Below are 17,725 nucleotides of genomic sequence, written 5' to 3' on the forward strand. Positions count from 1 at the left end.
GCTTAGCACTGCTCGGGCTTGAACGAATCGAAGATGCGGAAGCGGCAACCACCAAAGCACTCGAACTTGCTGTTGAGCATAACCTTGTGTGGATGAAGGCTCACTCATTCATTAGTCGAGCTCGTTTGGAACTGCTGAGAAAAGACTCCAAGAAAGCAACTGAGCTGTTGCTTCTTGCTGAAGCCTCTGCGGCTTCGTTTGATAAAGGTGAGCTACTTTCACAAATTTGCTACCAACAATCCCTAGTCGCAGAGCAGCGTGGTGATTTTAAAGCTTCTTTAGCCTCATTTAAGAAATATCGCCAATTTACGGTTGAGATGCTTCGAGAACAAACGGCGCGCATTGGCCTTGATAAAGCAAGAGCCTCTAAGCGACAACTTGAGCAACGAGCACGTAAACTCATTAACCGTATTCGTGGTCAACACGAATACGACCCAGAGAAACATCTCTCCAATGTAGTTTCAGAGACTTATTGGTGGGAACAACTCATGCTGTTCAAGACCGAGTTGAAGCATTCTAATCACGCCGTCATTGTCATCCAACATAACGACTCAAAGTACCTCGATGTATGTACCGAGATTGCCCACTCGCTCTGTAACCAAAAAGATCTCGTTTCTCGTTTAAGTAGCGAACGCTTAGCGCTGCTTCTTGCCGATAAAGGCGATGCAGCGCTGCACGTCTTCCATGTATTGGCTAAGATGATTGAAATATACCCCTGGGAAAGAAAAGGATTAACGGGGTCGCTACCTCAAGTGATGTTCCAAGACATTTTGAGTTTCCCATTCACATTAGAACAACTGGAAGACAGTCAACCTCAGGAATGGTCGCATGGAAGTACTGCTCAGTAAAATTAAAGATACGGGTTTGGATGCCACCTCCGTTTCCGGAGAGGAGGCCATCATTTTCTGGAATCACGTCCGACAACATATAGCCTCAACATCAAAAGAAAAAGCACTTAGCTACATCATCAGTGCAGAGTATCGTTCAGAACTGCATCAGTCGTCCGCCAGCATAGAGGAGCTTCGTCACGCCTTAGCATTACTTGAATTGCCTAAGGACGCCGAAATTATTTTGTCTGTGAAAAACAGTTTGAGCGATCGCCTAATGGAAAGCGGTGAATTTGCCGCGGCACTCAACGAATATGTGTCCGCTTCTAATATTGCCGTCGACACGGGTTACATTGACGAATATGTACTAGCCGTCATTGGCATGGGTAACCTGTGTGATGCTTATGGCGAACACAGCCGAGCCCTTCGTTACTATCAAAAAATTGATAGTATTGATCACGCAATCACCAGCCGCTCATTACGCCTGCGTTATAAACTTTACATGCTATCGTGTTACATTCAACTGCACCGAATCTCCGCCGCCACCGACCTAATTAAAGAGTGTGAAGAGCTGAGTATTTTGGTCAGCGATAAAATTCTTACCGGGCAAATTTCACTCTATCAAGCTCAACTTTATCTTCATCAGGATCAAGTCGATAAAGCGCTCATTACGCTCTCTAGTGTTCAGTACAGTGCTGGGAATATGAATTCCACCTGGCTATCGAATATGATTCGAATTGAAACGGCCAACTGCCTGGCTAAAATAGGCAAAAGTCATATTGCCAATATGATGCTGGCCAGTACAGACAAACGTCTGCAACGATACACGTCACCCACGATGGCCAAGCAGCTGTATCGAGCATTCAGTGCCGTGTGCGAGCGCCAAGGCCTTTATCAAGCCGCCCTGATTTATGAAAAAAAGGGCTTTCGAATTGAAACTGATCTGATGAAAAACATCCCGATTAGTGAGCTGGGGGCCAATCAACTGCGTCGCTTATCGCGCTTTGAATTGCAATTGAAATTGATCTTATCTGAGATTGAAAATCGCGAGCTCAAAGAAACCACAGAACATCAAAAGAATGCTGTAGCCCAACTTCAACAGGATGTCTTCACTGACCCACTCACCACCTTACACAACCGCCGCTGGTTAGATGTAAAGCTGAAAGACCTACTGCTTCATGAGAAGCTATTTGCATTTCTAGTCATTGATATTGACCATTTTAAATCGATTAATGATGAACTTAGTCACTTGGTTGGTGACAAAGCGATAGTCAATGTTTCACGTGAGTTGAAAAACTACTTTAAATTCCGAGGCTCCTCCTGTGTCCGTTTTGGTGGAGAAGAGTTTCTGGTGATTTTAGAAGATTGCTCGCTCGACCAAGCTGAAATGCATGCCGAAAACTATCGAGAACGCATATTCCAATTTGGTTGGCACGATATTCTAGGTGAGCGCGGCTTAACCGTCAGTATCGGTATAACCTTGCATCGAGATGGTGAAAATACACAACGCACATTCTACCGCGCCGACAAAGCCTTATATCGCGCGAAAGCGAATGGCCGCAACCAAGTGTGCACTGAGTAACTTTCCATCACGTTAAGCTATTGGCTGCCGTTTACACTCGTCATTGAAATACAGGAGCAACTATGTTTTTAGATTACTTTGCCCTTGGTCTACTGATTTTCGTAGCCTTGGTCATTTTTTATGGAATCATCGTCATTCATGATATCCCCTATGAAATCGCCAAAGAGCGCGACCATCCACATCAAGATGCCATTCATGTTTCTGGCTGGGTCAGTCTATTTACCTTACATGCAATCTGGCCATTTTTGTGGATTTGGGCAACCTTGTGGCGAAAAGATCGCGGGTGGGGGTTCACTAAACTTCAAGAAGAGCAGCACGATATTCATCATCGTGTCGATGAACTTATCGATCAAGTCGCAACACTCACTCGAGAATTACATGAGTTAAAAGCGAAGCCACCCGTTGCTCAAGCGAACATCGACCATGCCAGTAATCAGGAGACAAAATAATGGATTTACTTCTGATCATGACTTATGCCGCTTTATGTATTGCGATATTCAAAGTCTTTAAAATTCCATTAAATAAGTGGACCGTCCCTACCGCTGTATTAGGTGGCGTTATTTTGATCGGCACCCTGATCTTACTGATGAACTATAATCATCCTTTTACTCAATTGGGTAGCCAAGTTTTTTCCACAACACCTGTCGTCTCAGGAGTACGAGGAAGAGTGATTGAGGTTCCGGTACAAGCAAACCAGCCCTTAAAACAAGGTGATGTGCTTTTTAGAATTGACCCTGTGCCTTTTGAAGCGGAATTGGCAAAAATTGAAGCTCAGATCAAAGAGGCGAGCCAAGGTGCACTTGGCCTAGAATCGAATGTTTCTGAAGCTGCGGCAGCGAAAGTACAGGCCATCGCTGACCGGGATAAAGCACAACGTGAGTATGCTCGTTATCAACGTGGGTATGATAAAGGTGCATTCACCGAACAAGATCTTGATACCCGTCGCCAAGCTTATAAAGCAGCAGAGGCAGCAGTAGAAGTCGCCCAAGCACGTCTAAATCAAGCCAATATCTCCTTAAACTCAGAAATCAATGGTGAGAATACTACCGTTGCTCGCCTGCTTGCCGATTTTAGACAAGCCCAATTCAACCTTGAACAAACCATTGTCAGAGCGCCTACTGATGGCTATGTGACGCAATTAGCTCTCAGACCAGGTGCGATGTCCGTACCATTACCCTTAGCGCCAATGATGACGTTTGTACACACAGAAGATAAAATCTACACAGCTGCATTTAGGCAAAATTCTCTTCAACGCCTAAAACCGGGCTTTGAAGCCGAGTTTTTGTTCAGAGCACTACCCGGAAAAGTCTTCAAAGGAGAGGTGGTTGAAATATTACCTGTTATTGGTGAAAGCCAGATCCAAGCACGAGGTACCTTGCTAGGAACTGAGGCATTACGTACCAATGGACGCGTACTCGTCACCCTTAAAATCACCGATGATTTAAGCGATTATCACCTGCCACTCGGTACTGCTTTTGAAGCCGCTATCTATTCAGACAGTTTCTCTCATGTCTCGATTATGCGTAAGGTACTCATCCGGATGAAAAGTTGGCAAAACTATCTCTACATAGATCATTAGATACCATCCATCACGACATACGTTGAAAAACAGCCAACCCAGATGTTGCTTGTCTAGTGACTATTGGCATCATGTTAAAAGGGTCGTAAACGACCCTTTTGCTACCTGTCGCTCCAACGCAGAATTCTAACTTCATTACCCGCTTCGGGTTTAATTGGAATATTGAGTGATAAAAGCAGCGAAACAAGTGCCATTACCGCTCCAATGTAAAAGACGCTCGCCGGAGAGATAAGCCAAATTAAACCAAACGTGGCGGGGATGAACACGGCCGCAATATGGTTAATGGTAAAAGAAACTCCCGCTGTAGACGCCATGTCCGCAGGATCTGCAATTTTCTGAAAATAAGTTTTAATCGCCAAGGCCAAGGCAAAAAAGAGGTGGTCAACCACATAAAGTGCCGCCGCCCAATGTGCGTTTTGTACAAGACCGTACCCAACAAAAACAACAATCAACCCCGTATATTCAAACAGTAGCGCTTTACGCTCGCCGACTACACCAATGAACTTACCAATGCGTTTAGCAAACAAAAAGTTGAACAAATAGTTGATCAAAAACAGTAAGGTAATATCGGCCGCTGAATAACCAAATTTCTCCACCATAAGGAAACCAGCGAAAACAGTGAAAATTTGCCTACGCGCACCACTCATGAAGGTCAAGGCGTAATACAGCCAATAACGTTTGCGTAGCACGAGCTTTTTATTTTGTGGCACTTCCGCTTTAAATTCAGGAAAGGCAAAGGCAATGAGCAACACCAGCACAAAACCAGCACCGCCAGAAATGGCATAGACCCATTTAAAATCGAGCTGAAACACTTCTAACATTACCCACAAAGCACCGTAGGTGATCAGTGATGCAAGTGCTCCAACCGAAATGAGTTTGCCAAGCATTTCTGGCGCTTCATCTTTATTTAACCACTGCAAAGACAAGGATTGTTTAAGCGTTTCAAAGTAGTGGAACCCAGTCGACATCAATAATGTCGTGAGCAGTAACCCGGTTAAAGAAGGGAAAAAACCCGTCATCGCGGTTCCTAACGTCAACATACCCAATGAGATCAGGATAAATCGCTGCTCTCGAATGAACAGTAAAACGAATACGGCGGTGAAGGCTAAAAATCCGGGGATTTCTCGTACACTTTGTAATAAACCAATGTCTGAACCATCGAAATTCGCTTTTTCAATCACGAAATTATTCAACAGTGCCATCCAACTAGAAAATGCAATCGGCACAATAATGGAGATAATCAATAGGAAATTTTGTGGCGTGCGCCAACCTTGAGAGGCTTTAGGGTACATGAGAGATCCTTATCTATGTTTCAGCGCATCATATACTCAAGTCGCCTTAAAAGGCGAGAGCTCATCACAACAGGAAATAAGGTTAGGGATTAGCACTGCTAAATTACACCGTTCGGGTATAAGATCGACCGAGACACAAATATTGGGATTTAACATGACGATTACGTTCGCAACGATTAATTTATTCAATTATTTAGCTCCGCCGAACGCATATTATCAGTTCGACAATATTTACACGCAAGCAGAGTGGCAGAAAAAAAAGCAATGGTTTAGCCAGAAGATCAAACAGCTGGATGCCGATATCATTGGCTTTCAAGAAGTTTTCAGTTTTGATGAGCTGCGCAACCAGATGATGGATTTAGGCTATCCGTATGTGGCCTGTGTAGATGAACCTATCGTCAAAGATGGATACATCTACAGCCATCCGGTTGTGGTGATTGCCTCTCGCTATCCTCTGCGCCAAGTGAGCGCCGTACATGGCACGTTACCAAACCAAGCTGCCCCTTTTTGCTTTAATCGTACACCGTTACACGCTACGGTTTGCCTACCAATGCTCGGGGATATCGATGTCTATATTGTGCATTTTAAATCTCAACGTCCGGCAGAATCGCCTGCGGCACCTCATCATCTGATCGATGAATGGCAACAAGAAACGCTAGGACGCTGGCTCTCTACTGTTCAGCGAGGCTTTGAAGCAAACCTGACTCACCAATATATCGTCAATACTCAAAAACAAACTGGGCGGCCTTGTGTGCTAATGGGTGATTTTAATAAACCGTTACATCACGAAGAGTTTCAAGGACTACTATCGCAGGCCTTATACCGCAGACCAGAAACACAACAACCGCTGGCTGACTATGCGCTTTACGATGCTTGGGATCTGCATACCGAGAGTGTTGAGCAGCCTCGCAAAGCCACTCATTACGCCGGCTCCACGGGATCTGTACTCGACTATATTCTTCTTTCCGCAGACTTCGCGCCTTTTGTCCAGCCAATGAAAAGCTATATCAGCCACTATACTGTGCTTGATCAACATCTGGTCAACCCGAGCTATGAGCTCGATAACTTTAGTACTGACCATGCACTGGTCGCGGTCACATTAAAAGTAAACACAACACCGAGCTAATGGGTTTGTATGCTACGACTCTCGATGCAATAAATGCTGCCATTCACTGTGTCGATTTAAATAATGCACAACATAACTACAGACAGGTTTGATGGTGTAACCTTGCGATTCAATTTGCGGTAATACACTCTCCATCATTATTTTTCCGTATCCTTTACCCTGAAGTTCATCCGGTACGCGAGTCGAAGTAATAAACAACACTTCATCCTGTTGTTGGTATGTCACAGTTGCGAATAGATTTCCCTCAAGATGTACTTTATATTGACAATTTTTCATGTCATGTTGCACTTCATAAATCATGATAACGTCCTAATTGATATATAAATCAAATAAATTGATATTCTCAGAATTGAATCTTCCAACATCTACCCCTAGAATTTAAACTATTACAAAAATTAGAATAAAATGCAGCTACTGCATCACGGAGAAAATTAAGATGGAATCGCAGTCGGCAGTGCTGAAAGATGAACAGAACCCAAACCGTTCAACCGAACGTAATAAAACCCTATCGACACTTAATAGTACTGATGCGTTATCTATGGTTGAACACAGTAGCGAACTAACCTTAAGTATAACCACTCCCGTTGGTACGAAATTCCAGTGTAAAACGTCATTTATCGGTACCTACTCTCATTCCCATCTCCTTGTAGAAATTCCTAAAATTTCCGCAGATGATCTCTCTTTTTTCTTCCAAGAAGGTTTTTGGATGAATATCAGAGCTATTTCACCACGTGGCGAAGGAGCTTTAATCCATTTTCGTAGCCAGTTGTTACATGTATTGCAAGAGCCTATACCGCTCGCCATGTTATCTATTCCCAACAGCATGCAAGTGACCCAACTGCGCAAAGAAGCTCGTTACGATGTGAATCTAGCAGGAAAAGCAACGGTAGGAACGCATAAGTCGGATTGTGAGGTAAGAGATCTCTCCAAAAGTGGCTGTCGTTTTGTCACACCTCCTCTTGGGCGTACTTTCCAAGTGGGTGATAAGATTAGTCTCGAATTATTTACTGATCCTCGCAGCAGCCAATTCTTTGCGCCTTTGATGGGTAAAGTTTGTAACTTGCAACGCTCACTGCACTATGCTCGTTACGGAGTGCAGTTTGATGAAGAAGGTGTCAAAAATGCGAAAAGTTTATTAGGTCAACTGAAGTTTGATGGCACCAAATTGACGTTGAAGTAATAAAAACGCCCTGTTAAACAAGTTAAGTCAGGGCGTTTTTACTTTTTACATTGCTTTTAACTGCATTGTTTTTAACCTAGAAAAGAAATATATCCCTGCAAGATAACCAAATTCACAATATCCACAAAGAATGCACCTACGATAGGCACTACCATAAACGCTTGTGGTGATGGCCCATATCGTGTCACCAATGAGCCCATATTCATCACAGCGGTTGGGGTTGCTCCAAGACCAAAACCGCAGTGCCCACCAGCGATCACAGCAGCGTCATAATTTGATCCCATGACTTTAAATGTCACAAAATAAGCAAAAATACCCAACACGACCGATTGCACCGCTAAAATCACCAGAAATGGGACAGCCAAGTCAAAAATATTCCATAACTTTAAACTCATGAGTGCCATTGCAAGAAATAGCGATAGAGAAACGGTGCCTAAGATGTCAACGGTTTCAGCATCAATTTTATGAACTTTCGTCAATTCCAGTATATTGGTAATGAACACACCGATGAAAAGCGCATAGACAAAATCGGGGATCATCAACCATTTGATTTCAAATGCACTTACCCACTGTTCTAAATATTTAGCACCAGTGACACAAATAAGAAGGATGAACAAACCCTCGATCACTTTCTTAGCGGTGACTTTATCTTCTTCATATTCATTGTACGTAACCAGCTCTGGGAACTTATCGTGCGTTTTGGTTCCTCGTCCATACTCAGATTCAAACCCGTTTTTATTAATGAGTTTTTGGGCAACTGGGCTACCGATAATCCCACCAATGATCAAACCAAAGGTCGCTGAGGCCATGGCAATTTCTAGCGTATTGCTAAGCCCATAATTGTCGTTGAATGTTTGAGCCCACGCCGCTCCCGTACCGTGTCCACCCGAGAGGGTAATAGAACCGGCGATCAACCCCATCAGTGGGTCAAGACCAAGAGCCGTCGCTAACGATACACCGACGCCATTTTGGATGATGATATAAAACGAGGCAACAGCGAGGAAAAGAAAGACTTTTGCGCCACCCTTAACCAGTTGAGTGTAATTAGCCGCAAGGCCTACGGTGCTGAAAAACATCAGCATAAAAATATTCTGCAACGGCAATGAGAACTCTAAATCTAAGCCGTAAAAATGTAGAAGAGTGATCGCGAAAGCGACAATTAAGCCACCGACGATGGGCTCAGGAATGTTGAATTTTTCCAAGATAGGCAGTTTTGCGTTAATAAAGTGACCTAAAAAAAGCACGCTAATAGCGATTAAGAAAGACTCAAGGGGCCCAATTGAAATTAAATGGTGCATATAACCTCTTATTACTGCTTCACTCATCTTCCTTAATGAGTTTGGAGATCATCAAAGAAAAACTTGATAAACTCGAAAAAAATACGATTGATCGATACGGATCATCCTTATGGATATTGTTTATTTACAATGATATACGATGTTTATTTGATGGGTTTTACGAACGTATGGCCTAACTGGTTTTGCTCGAAAAACATCTTCGCTCACGGCTTTTGATTGTCATTTGCAAACTCTCATTAGACGAGCGAGGAGGCGTATCATACCTAACAGACAAAAAAAGAGCCAACCGCAATGATGCGATTGGCTTATATATAGTGTGAACAAATTCATTCACTAACAACGTCAGTTGGCTAGGTGACCCTCGGCTTTAAGAAGGGTCGAATAGTATTATGCATGAAGTATGCCAACTAAAAAAGGTCTGCTTTTTAGCTATGCATCGCATTAATTCATCAAAATGTAGTACTTTTTCGCATTACGCAAATTGCATTATGCGAAACGAATGCAAAACAATGCTCACCCAGTTGCTATAAAACAAACTAACTTTCTGCGCTTTTTCACCTTAAGCCAGCATCACTTACTCATCTTTTGTACAAGCATTTCTTAGTTATTTCATTATATACTTCCGGTACATACACTTAATCATGCAGATTCAATGAACTATTTCAGTACGTTTTTAAAAGGGATGGCCATGGGCGCCGCCGATGTTGTACCGGGTGTTTCGGGTGGAACCATTGCATTCATCACTGGTATCTATGACACTTTGCTTGAAAGCATTCGTAGGATTAATCCAAGTTTATTGCGCATAGTCAAACGAGATGGGTTAGCCGCCGCATTTCAACATATTAATGGCTTCTTCTTGCTCGCACTGTTTGGGGGAATATTCACCAGTATCCTCTCTTTGGCTAAACTCATTTCTTGGCTGTTAGCCACGCATCCTATTCCCATTTGGTCATTCTTCTTCGGTTTAATTCTGGTTTCGGTGTTCCATATTGTGAAACAAATTGAGCAGTTCAAACTTTCTCGGTTGCTCTTCGCTTTGCTGGGAATTGCGTTTGCTTACAGTATTACGGTACTTAACCCAATGCAGATGGAACCAACAGCGCTGAACACAGTTCTAGCCGGTGCTATTGCCATCTGCGCCATGATTCTACCGGGAATTTCTGGAAGTTTTATCCTGTTGCTGATTGGTATGTACGCACCGGTACTGGGCGCGGTGAAAGAGATGCAAGCCGATATTTTGGCACTCTTTCTACTCGGATGTGTCGGTGGTTTACTGAGTTTTTCTCACGTATTATCTTGGTTACTCAAACAATTTAGAGATTTGACCTTAATTTTTCTTACGGGATTAATGATCGGCACCTTACCCAAAATCTGGCCTTGGAAAGAAACGCTCACTTGGCGAACCAATTCTCACGGCGAGCTCGTTCCTTTACTGCAGCGGAACCTTTCTCCATTGGAATTTGAGTCCATCACTTCACAGCCTTCGCAACTGCTGGTAGCCATTTTATTGATGCTTTGCGCTGTTGCCCTCGTGCTGGGCTTGGAGCAATATGCAAAACATCACGATGTGTAAATCACACCGCATAGCATGAATGAGTAAAGGTGGGGAGACTCACCTTTACTATATTGATTTGTTGCACATTTTATCCATTCGTCACCACTGAAAAAAGATAGCTGTGATAATATTCGCGTTTTATAACCGCTTGGATTGTCCCCATGCACAACGCAATCAAAATCGGCGTCTTTGTTCTAGCCCTACTAGCGGGTTACTTTAGCAGCGATATTTTCAATTGGCTCTCTTCAGCACACTCTTCTCCAGACATTAATCGATATTGCCAATTGTCGAGTGCCCCTTGTCGACAAGGAGATGTGGTCATGACATTGGCACACGATAAATCTCAACCTTTGGTGGCTAACACTCTGACCGTTGAATGGCCGCAAGCCAATGCAAGTAAACTCACACTCACACTCAATGGGCTAGAGATGGAGATGGGCACCGCTAAATATGTACTGACGCCGCAGGAAGACGGGCTCTACACAGCACAGATTGTACTCCCAGTTTGCACGACTGAAAAAATGACATGGATTGGCGAACTCTCTGACGGTCGTACCCAAGTATTTCCGGCAATAAGGATGGAAAGATGAGTAGAAATTGGTCTCTGGCATTGGTGGTTGCGTTTGTATTAGGCTTTGGCATAAAAACCTATTTTGATACGCAGCAAAGTATGGATTTAGAGAGCGGTAATGGCTCATCTTCTGAAGTAATTTTATTTGGCAAAGCAAATCAACCCATCTCTATTTTTGATACTAAAGATGAACGCATACGTGTTGTTTACTTCGGCTTTACACGCTGCCCAGATGTCTGCCCAACATCTCTGGCTATGTTAGCAGGTGCACTCAATCAACTGGATGATGTAACCAAAGCAAAGCTGCGCCCTTTATTTATCTCTCTCGATCCAGAGCGTGACGCTGCCGATGCTTCTCATCAATACGCCCAATATTTCCACCCTATGATCGAGGGACTTTCTGCTCCTTTAGACATTACAACACCACTGGCGCATCAGTATGGCGTCATTTTCCGCAAAACCGAATTAAAGGGATCTGAACTGAAATACACATTAGATCACAGCTCCTACTTCTACTTTTTACAACCAGATGGAACATTAATCACTAAAGTTCCACACACGCTTTCACCGGCTCCCATTGTTGAAGCCATCAAAGCAATAATGACGTCATCACAAGGAAAATAACATGAAGCTCAATGCTCTTTTTTTAGCAAGCCTTGCCTTTAGCCCACTTGCTTTTGCGAACACAGATATAATGGTACATCACCCTTACGCACGTGCTACCGCACCAACCGCCACTACCAGCGCAGTATTTTCTCAAATCATGAATAAAGGTGAAACGGACCGTTTCATTGTATCGGCCAACACCGATGTGGCAGGGAAAGTTGAGTTGCATGATGTAATCACCGAAGGAGATGTGATGAAAATGCGTCAAGTCACTGAATTTAAAATTCCGGCCAAAGGGCACGTCGAACTCAAACCGGGCGGCTTACACATCATGCTTTTTGATTTGAAGAAACCATTGGTTGAAGGTGAAAAGATTGACGTACAACTGACCTTTGCCAATGGTGAGCAACAAACCATTACTGCACCAGTAAAAAAAGTGATGAGTGGTATGGCACACCATTAAAAAGAAGAGGGTGAGCGATGTTGGCTTACCCTCTTTTATCATCGCACTAACCGCTCATTGTCCAGTTTAATGGCGAGAGCGAAACATCCCGACGAGAGGCTTATCATTCCACCACCACAAATGCTACATTTTATTTACATTTCACTCAAAATCGATTGCATTTCCACACATTGATTAATTATTTGTGCTGATTATCAATTAATTCTAGACACAATATCCCGCGTAGATATCATTACCCCCTTCAGTGGAGTTCACTGATGTCACTATAACTCTATTTGTCTACCATAACCGATGCTATGGCTTCGTAGTATTTAGGTCATGCAGGATGTAATTCGATTTATTGCAGGGATAACTATGCAAAGCAACAATATTTTCGCCCGTTTTGCGCGTGGCAATTTGGTTCTGCAAATACTCGCCGGTATCGTTCTCGGTGGGATATTAGCAACCCTTTCACCCGATGATGCGAAAAGTGTCGGCCTACTTGGCGACCTTTTCGTTGGCGCACTTAAAGCCGTAGCGCCGATCCTCGTGTTTATTTTGGTCGCCGCGTCCATCGCAAACCAAAAGAAAAACCAACACACTTATATGCGCCCAATCGTGGTACTTTACCTTTTGGGGACCTTCACCGCCGCTCTTACTGCCGTTGTATTGAGCTTTATCTTCCCTACAACCTTAACATTGGTTGCGGGGGCAGAAGGTGCAACGCCTCCTCAAGGCATCGCTGAAGTGCTTAATACCCTGCTGTTTAAGCTGGTTGATAACCCAGTCAATGCTCTAATGAGTGCAAACTATATTGGCATTCTGGCATGGGCTGTTGGGTTGGGCTTAGCTTTACACCATGCGTCAGCAACAACTAAAGCCGTATTTGAAGATTTAAGCCACGGCGTTTCACAAATTGTGCGTTTTATTATTCGCCTAGCACCGTTTGGTATTTTCGGCTTGGTTGCATCCACGTTTGCCACGACTGGCTTTGAATCTTTGGCTGGTTATGCCAACCTTTTATTTGTATTGCTCAGTGCTATGTTGATCATCGCATTAGTTGTCAACCCAATCATTGTGTACGCGAAAACTCGCCAAAACCCGTATCCATTGGTTTTCCAGTGCTTGCGTGAAAGTGGTGTCACCGCATTTTTCACACGCTCAAGCGCCGCCAATATCCCAGTCAACATGGCATTATGTGAGAAACTGAAACTGGATGAAGATACCTATTCAGTCTCGATTCCGCTCGGCGCGACCATTAATATGGCTGGTGCCGCCATTACTATCACTGTTCTCACACTAGCCGCAGTGAACACGGTAGGTATTGAAATTGACCTTATGACAGCATTGCTACTGAGCATCGTTGCCGCCGTCTCTGCGTGTGGCGCATCCGGTGTGGCAGGTGGCTCATTGCTGCTTATCCCGCTCGCATGTGGGCTATTTGGTATCTCAAATGACGTAGCAATGCAGGTTGTCGCAGTTGGCTTTATCATAGGCGTGATTCAAGATTCAGCTGAAACGGCGCTTAATAGCTCAACAGATGTCGTCTTCACCGCAGCCGTTTGCCAAGCTGAGCACAATAAATCAGCATAATCATTCGATATTCGAACAGAAGTCGATCCCAACAAAAATCCCCAGCCGATCGGCTGGGGATTTTTATTTCAAATACTTTTGATTTAAAGTAGTTGGCCACTTTATCTATCCAACATTACCTGTCCATGGAAGTATTGGAGAAATCTAATCGCGTTAGAACCTCATCATCAGACGGGCTAGATGACACAAGCTCTTCAGAGGCATCGGCCACTGCGCTCAATGAGAGCTCATCTTCATCAGGCAACTCCCCTTTCTCAGGGATAGGGATTCCACGTTTGTAGAGTTTGTTCAACGCCTTAATAATTGAGTGTTTGCTTACTGTACCCGCACCGATTTTCTTCATTAGTGGTTTGGCTAAGGATTGCAGCCCCACAACAGAATCAACACCGATACGAGAGCCCACTTGATCTCTTAACACCTTTGCAGGTTCAAAACCAAAATGAGCCGATAAAAATAACCAAATATAAGCAATAGCATTGCCATTTGAACCTTTATCTATCCACGCTTCTCCTGCGTGATACATCGCCTCAACATGACCTTTTTCAGAAGCCCGTTCCAACCAATAGCAGGCTTTGCTGTGCTCCATCGCCACACCAGTACCCTTAAGGTAGTTCAAGCCTAGTTTCATCTGTCCTATCGGGCTATTTAGCTTCGCGGCTTTGGAATACCAAAATGTTGAATCCGCTGGTGATGGCGCGATATTGTCGTGTGAAACACACCAATCACCCATGAAAATAATGGCGTCGAGTAAATTCGCTTCCGCAGCCTCTTGAACTAACGAGACTCCTTTCGCAATATTTGCTTCAACACCACGGCCATGAATATAGGCCATGCCAGTTTCATATTTTGCGGTCAAGTTGCCTTCAATTCCGGCAATGCAGGTTTGCCAAAACTTCTCTTTCCCCCGCAGAATCAGATCATCTCGAAACTTTTGGCAAATCCGGACGACACCATACATTCCAGTAACGTTGTCATAATTTGCCGCTTTATCATACCAGTACATCGCCTCTTTAAGGTTGGTTCGTTCGGCTTCTTTCGCCAAATACAAAATAGTCGGTACATGACCTGTTTCGGCTTTAAACAAGCGATCTTGTCTTTCTTGTTCACGTGATTTCTCTATCGCTTTGCGGTAAGCGATTTCTCTCTCTTTTCTCTCTTCCTCTAAGCGTTTTTTGCGCAAAGAGAGCGAAAGCATCCACACAAAGATGAGGATAAGTGACAACCCGGTTGCGCCTATGGCAATCCCAATAGTGCTCATTGATTCAAATCTTATTTAGCTGATTAACTTCATTATCGACCATTTTCCTCAAGATTTGAGAAAATCTGGCTATATTCGTTCCATCTCAAACTCTTTTAAAAGTGCTAATCGCTAAAATCACCCATGCGAATGGATGAAATACACAATATATTTAGCACTAAGATAGTACCGCACTCTTTTCAAGAGTGTTACGCACAATCACACTAATTGAGGAATAGATTCCGATTTGGATTAATGAATGAAAAAACACAGCTAAATCGCTGCGTTCATTTCAGTTCAAAAAATGAGTCGTTAACTGTACTTACTTAGCAAAACGGCTATTGATTGATAAGGTTCGAGCGTTAGATTTTCTTCTAATTTTTCAATCAATTGATAGTTAGTACTCAAACACTCCACCGCTCTCGATTGAAACTTTTCGGGTATTGCTAAGCCAACCGTGGCCGATGAAAAATTACTGACCACGACAATTTGCTCATCTTGGTACTCACGCACATAGCCAAACACTTGGTCATGTTCTTCAAATAAAGGCGTGAAGGTTCCATAGACGATGGACAGGTGTTTTTTACGCAATGCAATTAATTTTTTATAGTGATAGTAAATCGATTGTTCATCCGCAAGGGCTTGTTCAACATTGACTTGTAGATAGTTAGGATTCACCTCTATCCACGGAGAACCTTGAGTAAATCCACTGTGTTTATCCGCAGACCATTGCATCGGCGTTCGAGCATTATCGCGGCTGTTTTGATGAATAGCATCCAGCATATGCTGATGGGACACGCCCGATTCTGTTTTCACACGATAAAAATTTAACGTCTCGATGTCTCGGTATTTATCGAGCGAATCAAAGGCTACATTCGTCATTCCGATCTCTTCGCCTTGGTAAATATAAGGCGTGCCTTTCAGAAAGTGTAAGCTCGTGGCCAACATTTTCGCAGATTCAGCTCGGTAGCGTTTGTCATCACCATACTTAGATACAGCGCGTGGTAGGTCATGATTATTCCAAAATAATGAATTCCAACCCTGATCGGCAAGCTCAATCTGCCACTTGGTTAATACCTGTTTAAACTGCTTAAGATCTAACGGAATAGGGCTCCATTTGTCACCCTGCTCCCACGTCAAAGTGATGTGTTCAAATTGGAAAACCATCGATAACTCACGACGACTCGGCGCACTGTACAGTTTTGCAATGTCTGGTGTGGCTCCCCAAGTTTCTCCCACGGTCAGCAGATCTTGATTACCAAAGGTGGCGGCATTCATTTGCTGTAATAACGGATGCAAGCGCGGGCCATTACCAGTAATGCCCTTATCAATTTCTTTGCCAATTAAATCAATAACATCTAATCGAAAACCACCAATGCCCTGTTCAATCCACCAGTTCATCATGCTGTGCACTTCTTGCTGCACTTTAGGGTTTTCCCAATTCAGATCTGGCTGACGTTTAGAAAAAAGGTGGAAGTAATATTGCTGCGTTTGCTCATCCCAGTGCCAAGCACTGCCACCAAAAATTGACCCTGTATCATCCGGTACACTGCCATCTGGTTTTGCATCCCGCCAAATGTAGTAATCTCGATACGGATCGTCTCGCGATTGCTTCGCTTGTAAAAACCATTGGTGTTCATCCGATGTGTGATTAACGACAAGATCCATCACTATCTTAATATTGCGTTTTTGTGCTTCGCTCAGTAAACGCTGCATATCTTCCATGGAACCAAACTCTTGAGCTATTGCTTGGTAGTCAGAAATATCATAACCGTTATCATCCATTGGAGATTGATAAACAGGAGATAGCCAAATAACGTTAATGCCTAACTCTGCAAGGTAATCAAGCTTACTAATAATGCCATTTAAATCGCCGATACCATCGTGATTAGAATCGTAAAAACTGCGCGGGTATATTTGGTATACCACAGCGCTATGCCACCATTTGGGTTCCATGATATTTATCTCTGCATTGAATGATCTAGTGGGTTCTAAAGTGAGAGAAGTGATAATTAGCTTGTCATTTTTAGTAATCGAAGCTCAGAATTTTGAGACTAGAAAAAGAAAGGCGTCCACATAGGGACGCCAGTAGTACGATCTTTAATTATTTCGCATTCACGGCTTTAACAAAGACTTCTTGTGCTCCATCAATACCTAGCGCTTTGGCTTCATCAAGTAAGCTAAGTGCTTTAGATATATCGTTCGCTTTTACCGCTTTCTGAATCGATACCTTGTAGTAAGTTTCAGTATCTGGCTGCACTTTTTTTATCAGTTTTGCTTCATCCGTTGAAACTGTCTTTACTTTATTCTCAGGCTTCACAAACGATAGAAAGCTGGGACCAGAAACATCCAACTCAATGGTTCCAGTCAAACCGTGTGGCATTGGAATATCTTTTAATTCCGGCATGTAGTTACCACGGCCTTCGGCATCAATACGTCCAGGATGTGCAACATAAGTTACGCCTGATAGATCTTTTTCCTTTGTATAAACAATAAGTAAAAGCGTTTTATGACCTTGGGGAGGATAAAACTCCAAATCAGCAGCCAGACGATTACCCAAATTTAAACGTGGCTTACGATATTCGAACTCAGTGTCGGTATACGATTCTAAAACGGTTCCTGTTTTATCTGTGATAACAACATAAGGATAAAATACTGAATCTTGAATTTCGCTGGTGACCGTTAAATTCATTTGGCCACGATCGGCTGGTATTTCAAACACGGCGACAGGGCTATGAATCAATGAGTTATGCAAGCGCTGAGTATTGGCTGTGAGCACCATTTTTGTTGTACTCGGTAGCTTCACTTTTGTGACTTGTAGTTGTTCTATATTATTG

The 17,725-nt window shown here is 43.3% G+C and carries 16 protein-coding genes and 1 pseudogene; 11 read left to right on the forward strand and 6 right to left on the reverse strand.

The features are described 5' to 3' along the window. The 4 genes and pseudogenes from AACQ21_RS14240 to AACQ21_RS14255 all read left to right on the forward strand — a co-directional run. A pseudogene (locus tag AACQ21_RS14240) lies at positions 1-848 on the forward strand (hypothetical protein); the annotation flags it as partial. Further along, positions 829-2,409: a diguanylate cyclase domain-containing protein gene (locus tag AACQ21_RS14245; RefSeq protein ID WP_013868365.1), complete on the forward strand. Its 1,581-nt coding sequence runs from the start codon at positions 829-831 to the stop codon at positions 2,407-2,409. The pseudogene AACQ21_RS14240 and the gene AACQ21_RS14245, both read left to right, overlap by 20 nt. Before the next feature lie 62 nt (positions 2,410-2,471). Beyond that, positions 2,472-2,858, forward strand: coding sequence for a DUF3302 domain-containing protein (locus tag AACQ21_RS14250; protein ID WP_088729371.1), 387 nt, complete (start codon positions 2,472-2,474; stop codon positions 2,856-2,858). Further along, on the forward strand, positions 2,858-3,988 hold the full coding sequence (locus AACQ21_RS14255; protein WP_017045041.1) for an HlyD family secretion protein: 1,131 nt from the start codon (positions 2,858-2,860) through the stop codon (positions 3,986-3,988). Before AACQ21_RS14250 ends, AACQ21_RS14255 begins: the two co-directional genes overlap by 1 nt. A gap of 101 nt (positions 3,989-4,089) precedes the next feature. On the opposite strand, the gene AACQ21_RS14260 is transcribed toward AACQ21_RS14255, so the two are convergent. Then, on the reverse strand, positions 4,090-5,280 hold the full coding sequence (locus AACQ21_RS14260) for an MFS transporter (RefSeq protein WP_017049257.1): 1,191 nt from the start codon (positions 5,278-5,280) through the stop codon (positions 4,090-4,092). On the opposite strand from AACQ21_RS14260, the gene AACQ21_RS14265 reads away from it, so the two are divergent. Next, the gene (locus tag AACQ21_RS14265; protein WP_105977005.1) at positions 5,279-6,406 is read left to right on the forward strand and encodes an endonuclease/exonuclease/phosphatase family protein; all 1,128 of its coding nucleotides are present in this window, start codon (positions 5,279-5,281) and stop codon (positions 6,404-6,406) included. The two genes, AACQ21_RS14260 and AACQ21_RS14265, sit on opposite strands and share 2 nt — an antisense overlap. Positions 6,407-6,418: 12 nt before the next feature. Here the strand turns inward: AACQ21_RS14265 and AACQ21_RS14270 are convergent, their stop codons facing one another. Further along, the gene (locus AACQ21_RS14270) at positions 6,419-6,706 is read right to left on the reverse strand and encodes a GNAT family N-acetyltransferase (protein ID WP_105977006.1); all 288 of its coding nucleotides are present in this window, start codon (positions 6,704-6,706) and stop codon (positions 6,419-6,421) included. A 136-nt stretch (positions 6,707-6,842) separates the two neighbouring features. On the opposite strand from AACQ21_RS14270, the gene AACQ21_RS14275 reads away from it, so the two are divergent. Continuing rightward, complete coding sequence (locus AACQ21_RS14275) at positions 6,843-7,586, forward strand: flagellar brake protein (protein WP_013868359.1); 744 nt, start codon at positions 6,843-6,845, stop codon at positions 7,584-7,586. Between the two features lie 71 nt (positions 7,587-7,657). Here AACQ21_RS14275 and gltS read toward each other — a convergent pair whose 3' ends face one another. Beyond that, a complete protein-coding gene (gene gltS, locus AACQ21_RS14280; protein ID WP_026028168.1) occupies positions 7,658-8,884 on the reverse strand; it encodes a sodium/glutamate symporter in 1,227 nt (408 codons plus the stop codon). 652 nt (positions 8,885-9,536) lie between these two features. Between gltS and AACQ21_RS14285 the strand changes: the two genes are divergently transcribed. From AACQ21_RS14285 to sstT, 5 genes are all read left to right on the forward strand, one after another. Continuing rightward, positions 9,537-10,457 carry a DUF368 domain-containing protein gene (locus tag AACQ21_RS14285; protein WP_094126690.1) on the forward strand — a complete coding sequence of 307 codons (921 nt, stop codon included), beginning with the start codon at positions 9,537-9,539 and terminating at the stop codon, positions 10,455-10,457. Positions 10,458-10,600: 143 nt separating this feature from the next. Beyond that, positions 10,601-11,029, forward strand: a complete 429-nt coding sequence (locus AACQ21_RS14290) for a hypothetical protein (RefSeq protein WP_017048144.1) — start codon at positions 10,601-10,603, stop codon at positions 11,027-11,029. Next, the gene (locus AACQ21_RS14295; protein ID WP_105977008.1) at positions 11,026-11,634 is read left to right on the forward strand and encodes an SCO family protein; all 609 of its coding nucleotides are present in this window, start codon (positions 11,026-11,028) and stop codon (positions 11,632-11,634) included. The genes AACQ21_RS14290 and AACQ21_RS14295 overlap by 4 nt, the downstream gene beginning before the upstream one ends. A 1-nt stretch (position 11,635) precedes the next feature. Continuing rightward, complete coding sequence (locus AACQ21_RS14300; RefSeq protein WP_017048143.1) at positions 11,636-12,079, forward strand: copper chaperone PCu(A)C; 444 nt, start codon at positions 11,636-11,638, stop codon at positions 12,077-12,079. A gap of 354 nt (positions 12,080-12,433) precedes the next feature. Then, positions 12,434-13,651 (forward strand): serine/threonine transporter SstT, encoded by a 1,218-nt coding sequence (sstT, locus tag AACQ21_RS14305; RefSeq protein ID WP_105977009.1) that lies wholly within the window; start codon positions 12,434-12,436, stop codon positions 13,649-13,651. A gap of 115 nt (positions 13,652-13,766) precedes the next feature. Here the strand turns inward: sstT and AACQ21_RS14310 are convergent, their stop codons facing one another. The 3 genes from AACQ21_RS14310 to AACQ21_RS14320 all read right to left on the reverse strand — a co-directional run. Continuing rightward, a complete protein-coding gene (locus tag AACQ21_RS14310) occupies positions 13,767-14,909 on the reverse strand; it encodes a tetratricopeptide repeat protein (protein ID WP_105977010.1) in 1,143 nt (380 codons plus the stop codon). Between the two features lie 291 nt (positions 14,910-15,200). Then, positions 15,201-16,844, reverse strand: coding sequence for a glycoside hydrolase family 13 protein (locus tag AACQ21_RS14315; protein WP_105977011.1), 1,644 nt, complete (start codon positions 16,842-16,844; stop codon positions 15,201-15,203). 148 nt (positions 16,845-16,992) lie between these two features. Beyond that, positions 16,993-17,725 (reverse strand): MalM family protein (locus AACQ21_RS14320; RefSeq protein WP_105977012.1); only part of this gene is annotated, 733 nt, incomplete at its 5' end.

The organism is Vibrio sp. V01_P9A10T6, from assembly GCF_963877065.1.
Lineage (GTDB): Bacteria > Pseudomonadota > Gammaproteobacteria > Enterobacterales > Vibrionaceae > Vibrio > Vibrio anguillarum.

Bases quoted from the DNA above. Each gene is read 5' to 3' on its own strand.
- AACQ21_RS14245 (WP_013868365.1), top strand. From the start codon at position 829: ATGGAAGTACTGCTCAGTAAAATTAAAGATACGGGTTTGGATGCCACC.
- AACQ21_RS14250 (WP_088729371.1), top strand. From the start codon at position 2,472: ATGTTTTTAGATTACTTTGCCCTTGGTCTACTGATTTTCGTAGCCTTG.
- AACQ21_RS14255 (WP_017045041.1), top strand. From the start codon at position 2,858: ATGGATTTACTTCTGATCATGACTTATGCCGCTTTATGTATTGCGATA.
- AACQ21_RS14265 (WP_105977005.1), top strand. From the start codon at position 5,279: ATGAGAGATCCTTATCTATGTTTCAGCGCATCATATACTCAAGTCGCC.
- AACQ21_RS14260 (WP_017049257.1), bottom strand. From the start codon at position 5,280: ATGTACCCTAAAGCCTCTCAAGGTTGGCGCACGCCACAAAATTTCCTA.
- AACQ21_RS14270 (WP_105977006.1), bottom strand. From the start codon at position 6,706: ATGATTTATGAAGTGCAACATGACATGAAAAATTGTCAATATAAAGTA.
- AACQ21_RS14275 (WP_013868359.1), top strand. From the start codon at position 6,843: ATGGAATCGCAGTCGGCAGTGCTGAAAGATGAACAGAACCCAAACCGT.
- gltS (WP_026028168.1), bottom strand. From the start codon at position 8,884: ATGCACCATTTAATTTCAATTGGGCCCCTTGAGTCTTTCTTAATCGCT.
- AACQ21_RS14285 (WP_094126690.1), top strand. From the start codon at position 9,537: ATGAACTATTTCAGTACGTTTTTAAAAGGGATGGCCATGGGCGCCGCC.
- AACQ21_RS14290 (WP_017048144.1), top strand. From the start codon at position 10,601: ATGCACAACGCAATCAAAATCGGCGTCTTTGTTCTAGCCCTACTAGCG.
- AACQ21_RS14295 (WP_105977008.1), top strand. From the start codon at position 11,026: ATGAGTAGAAATTGGTCTCTGGCATTGGTGGTTGCGTTTGTATTAGGC.
- AACQ21_RS14300 (WP_017048143.1), top strand. From the start codon at position 11,636: ATGAAGCTCAATGCTCTTTTTTTAGCAAGCCTTGCCTTTAGCCCACTT.
- sstT (WP_105977009.1), top strand. From the start codon at position 12,434: ATGCAAAGCAACAATATTTTCGCCCGTTTTGCGCGTGGCAATTTGGTT.
- AACQ21_RS14310 (WP_105977010.1), bottom strand. From the start codon at position 14,909: ATGAGCACTATTGGGATTGCCATAGGCGCAACCGGGTTGTCACTTATC.
- AACQ21_RS14315 (WP_105977011.1), bottom strand. From the start codon at position 16,844: ATGGAACCCAAATGGTGGCATAGCGCTGTGGTATACCAAATATACCCG.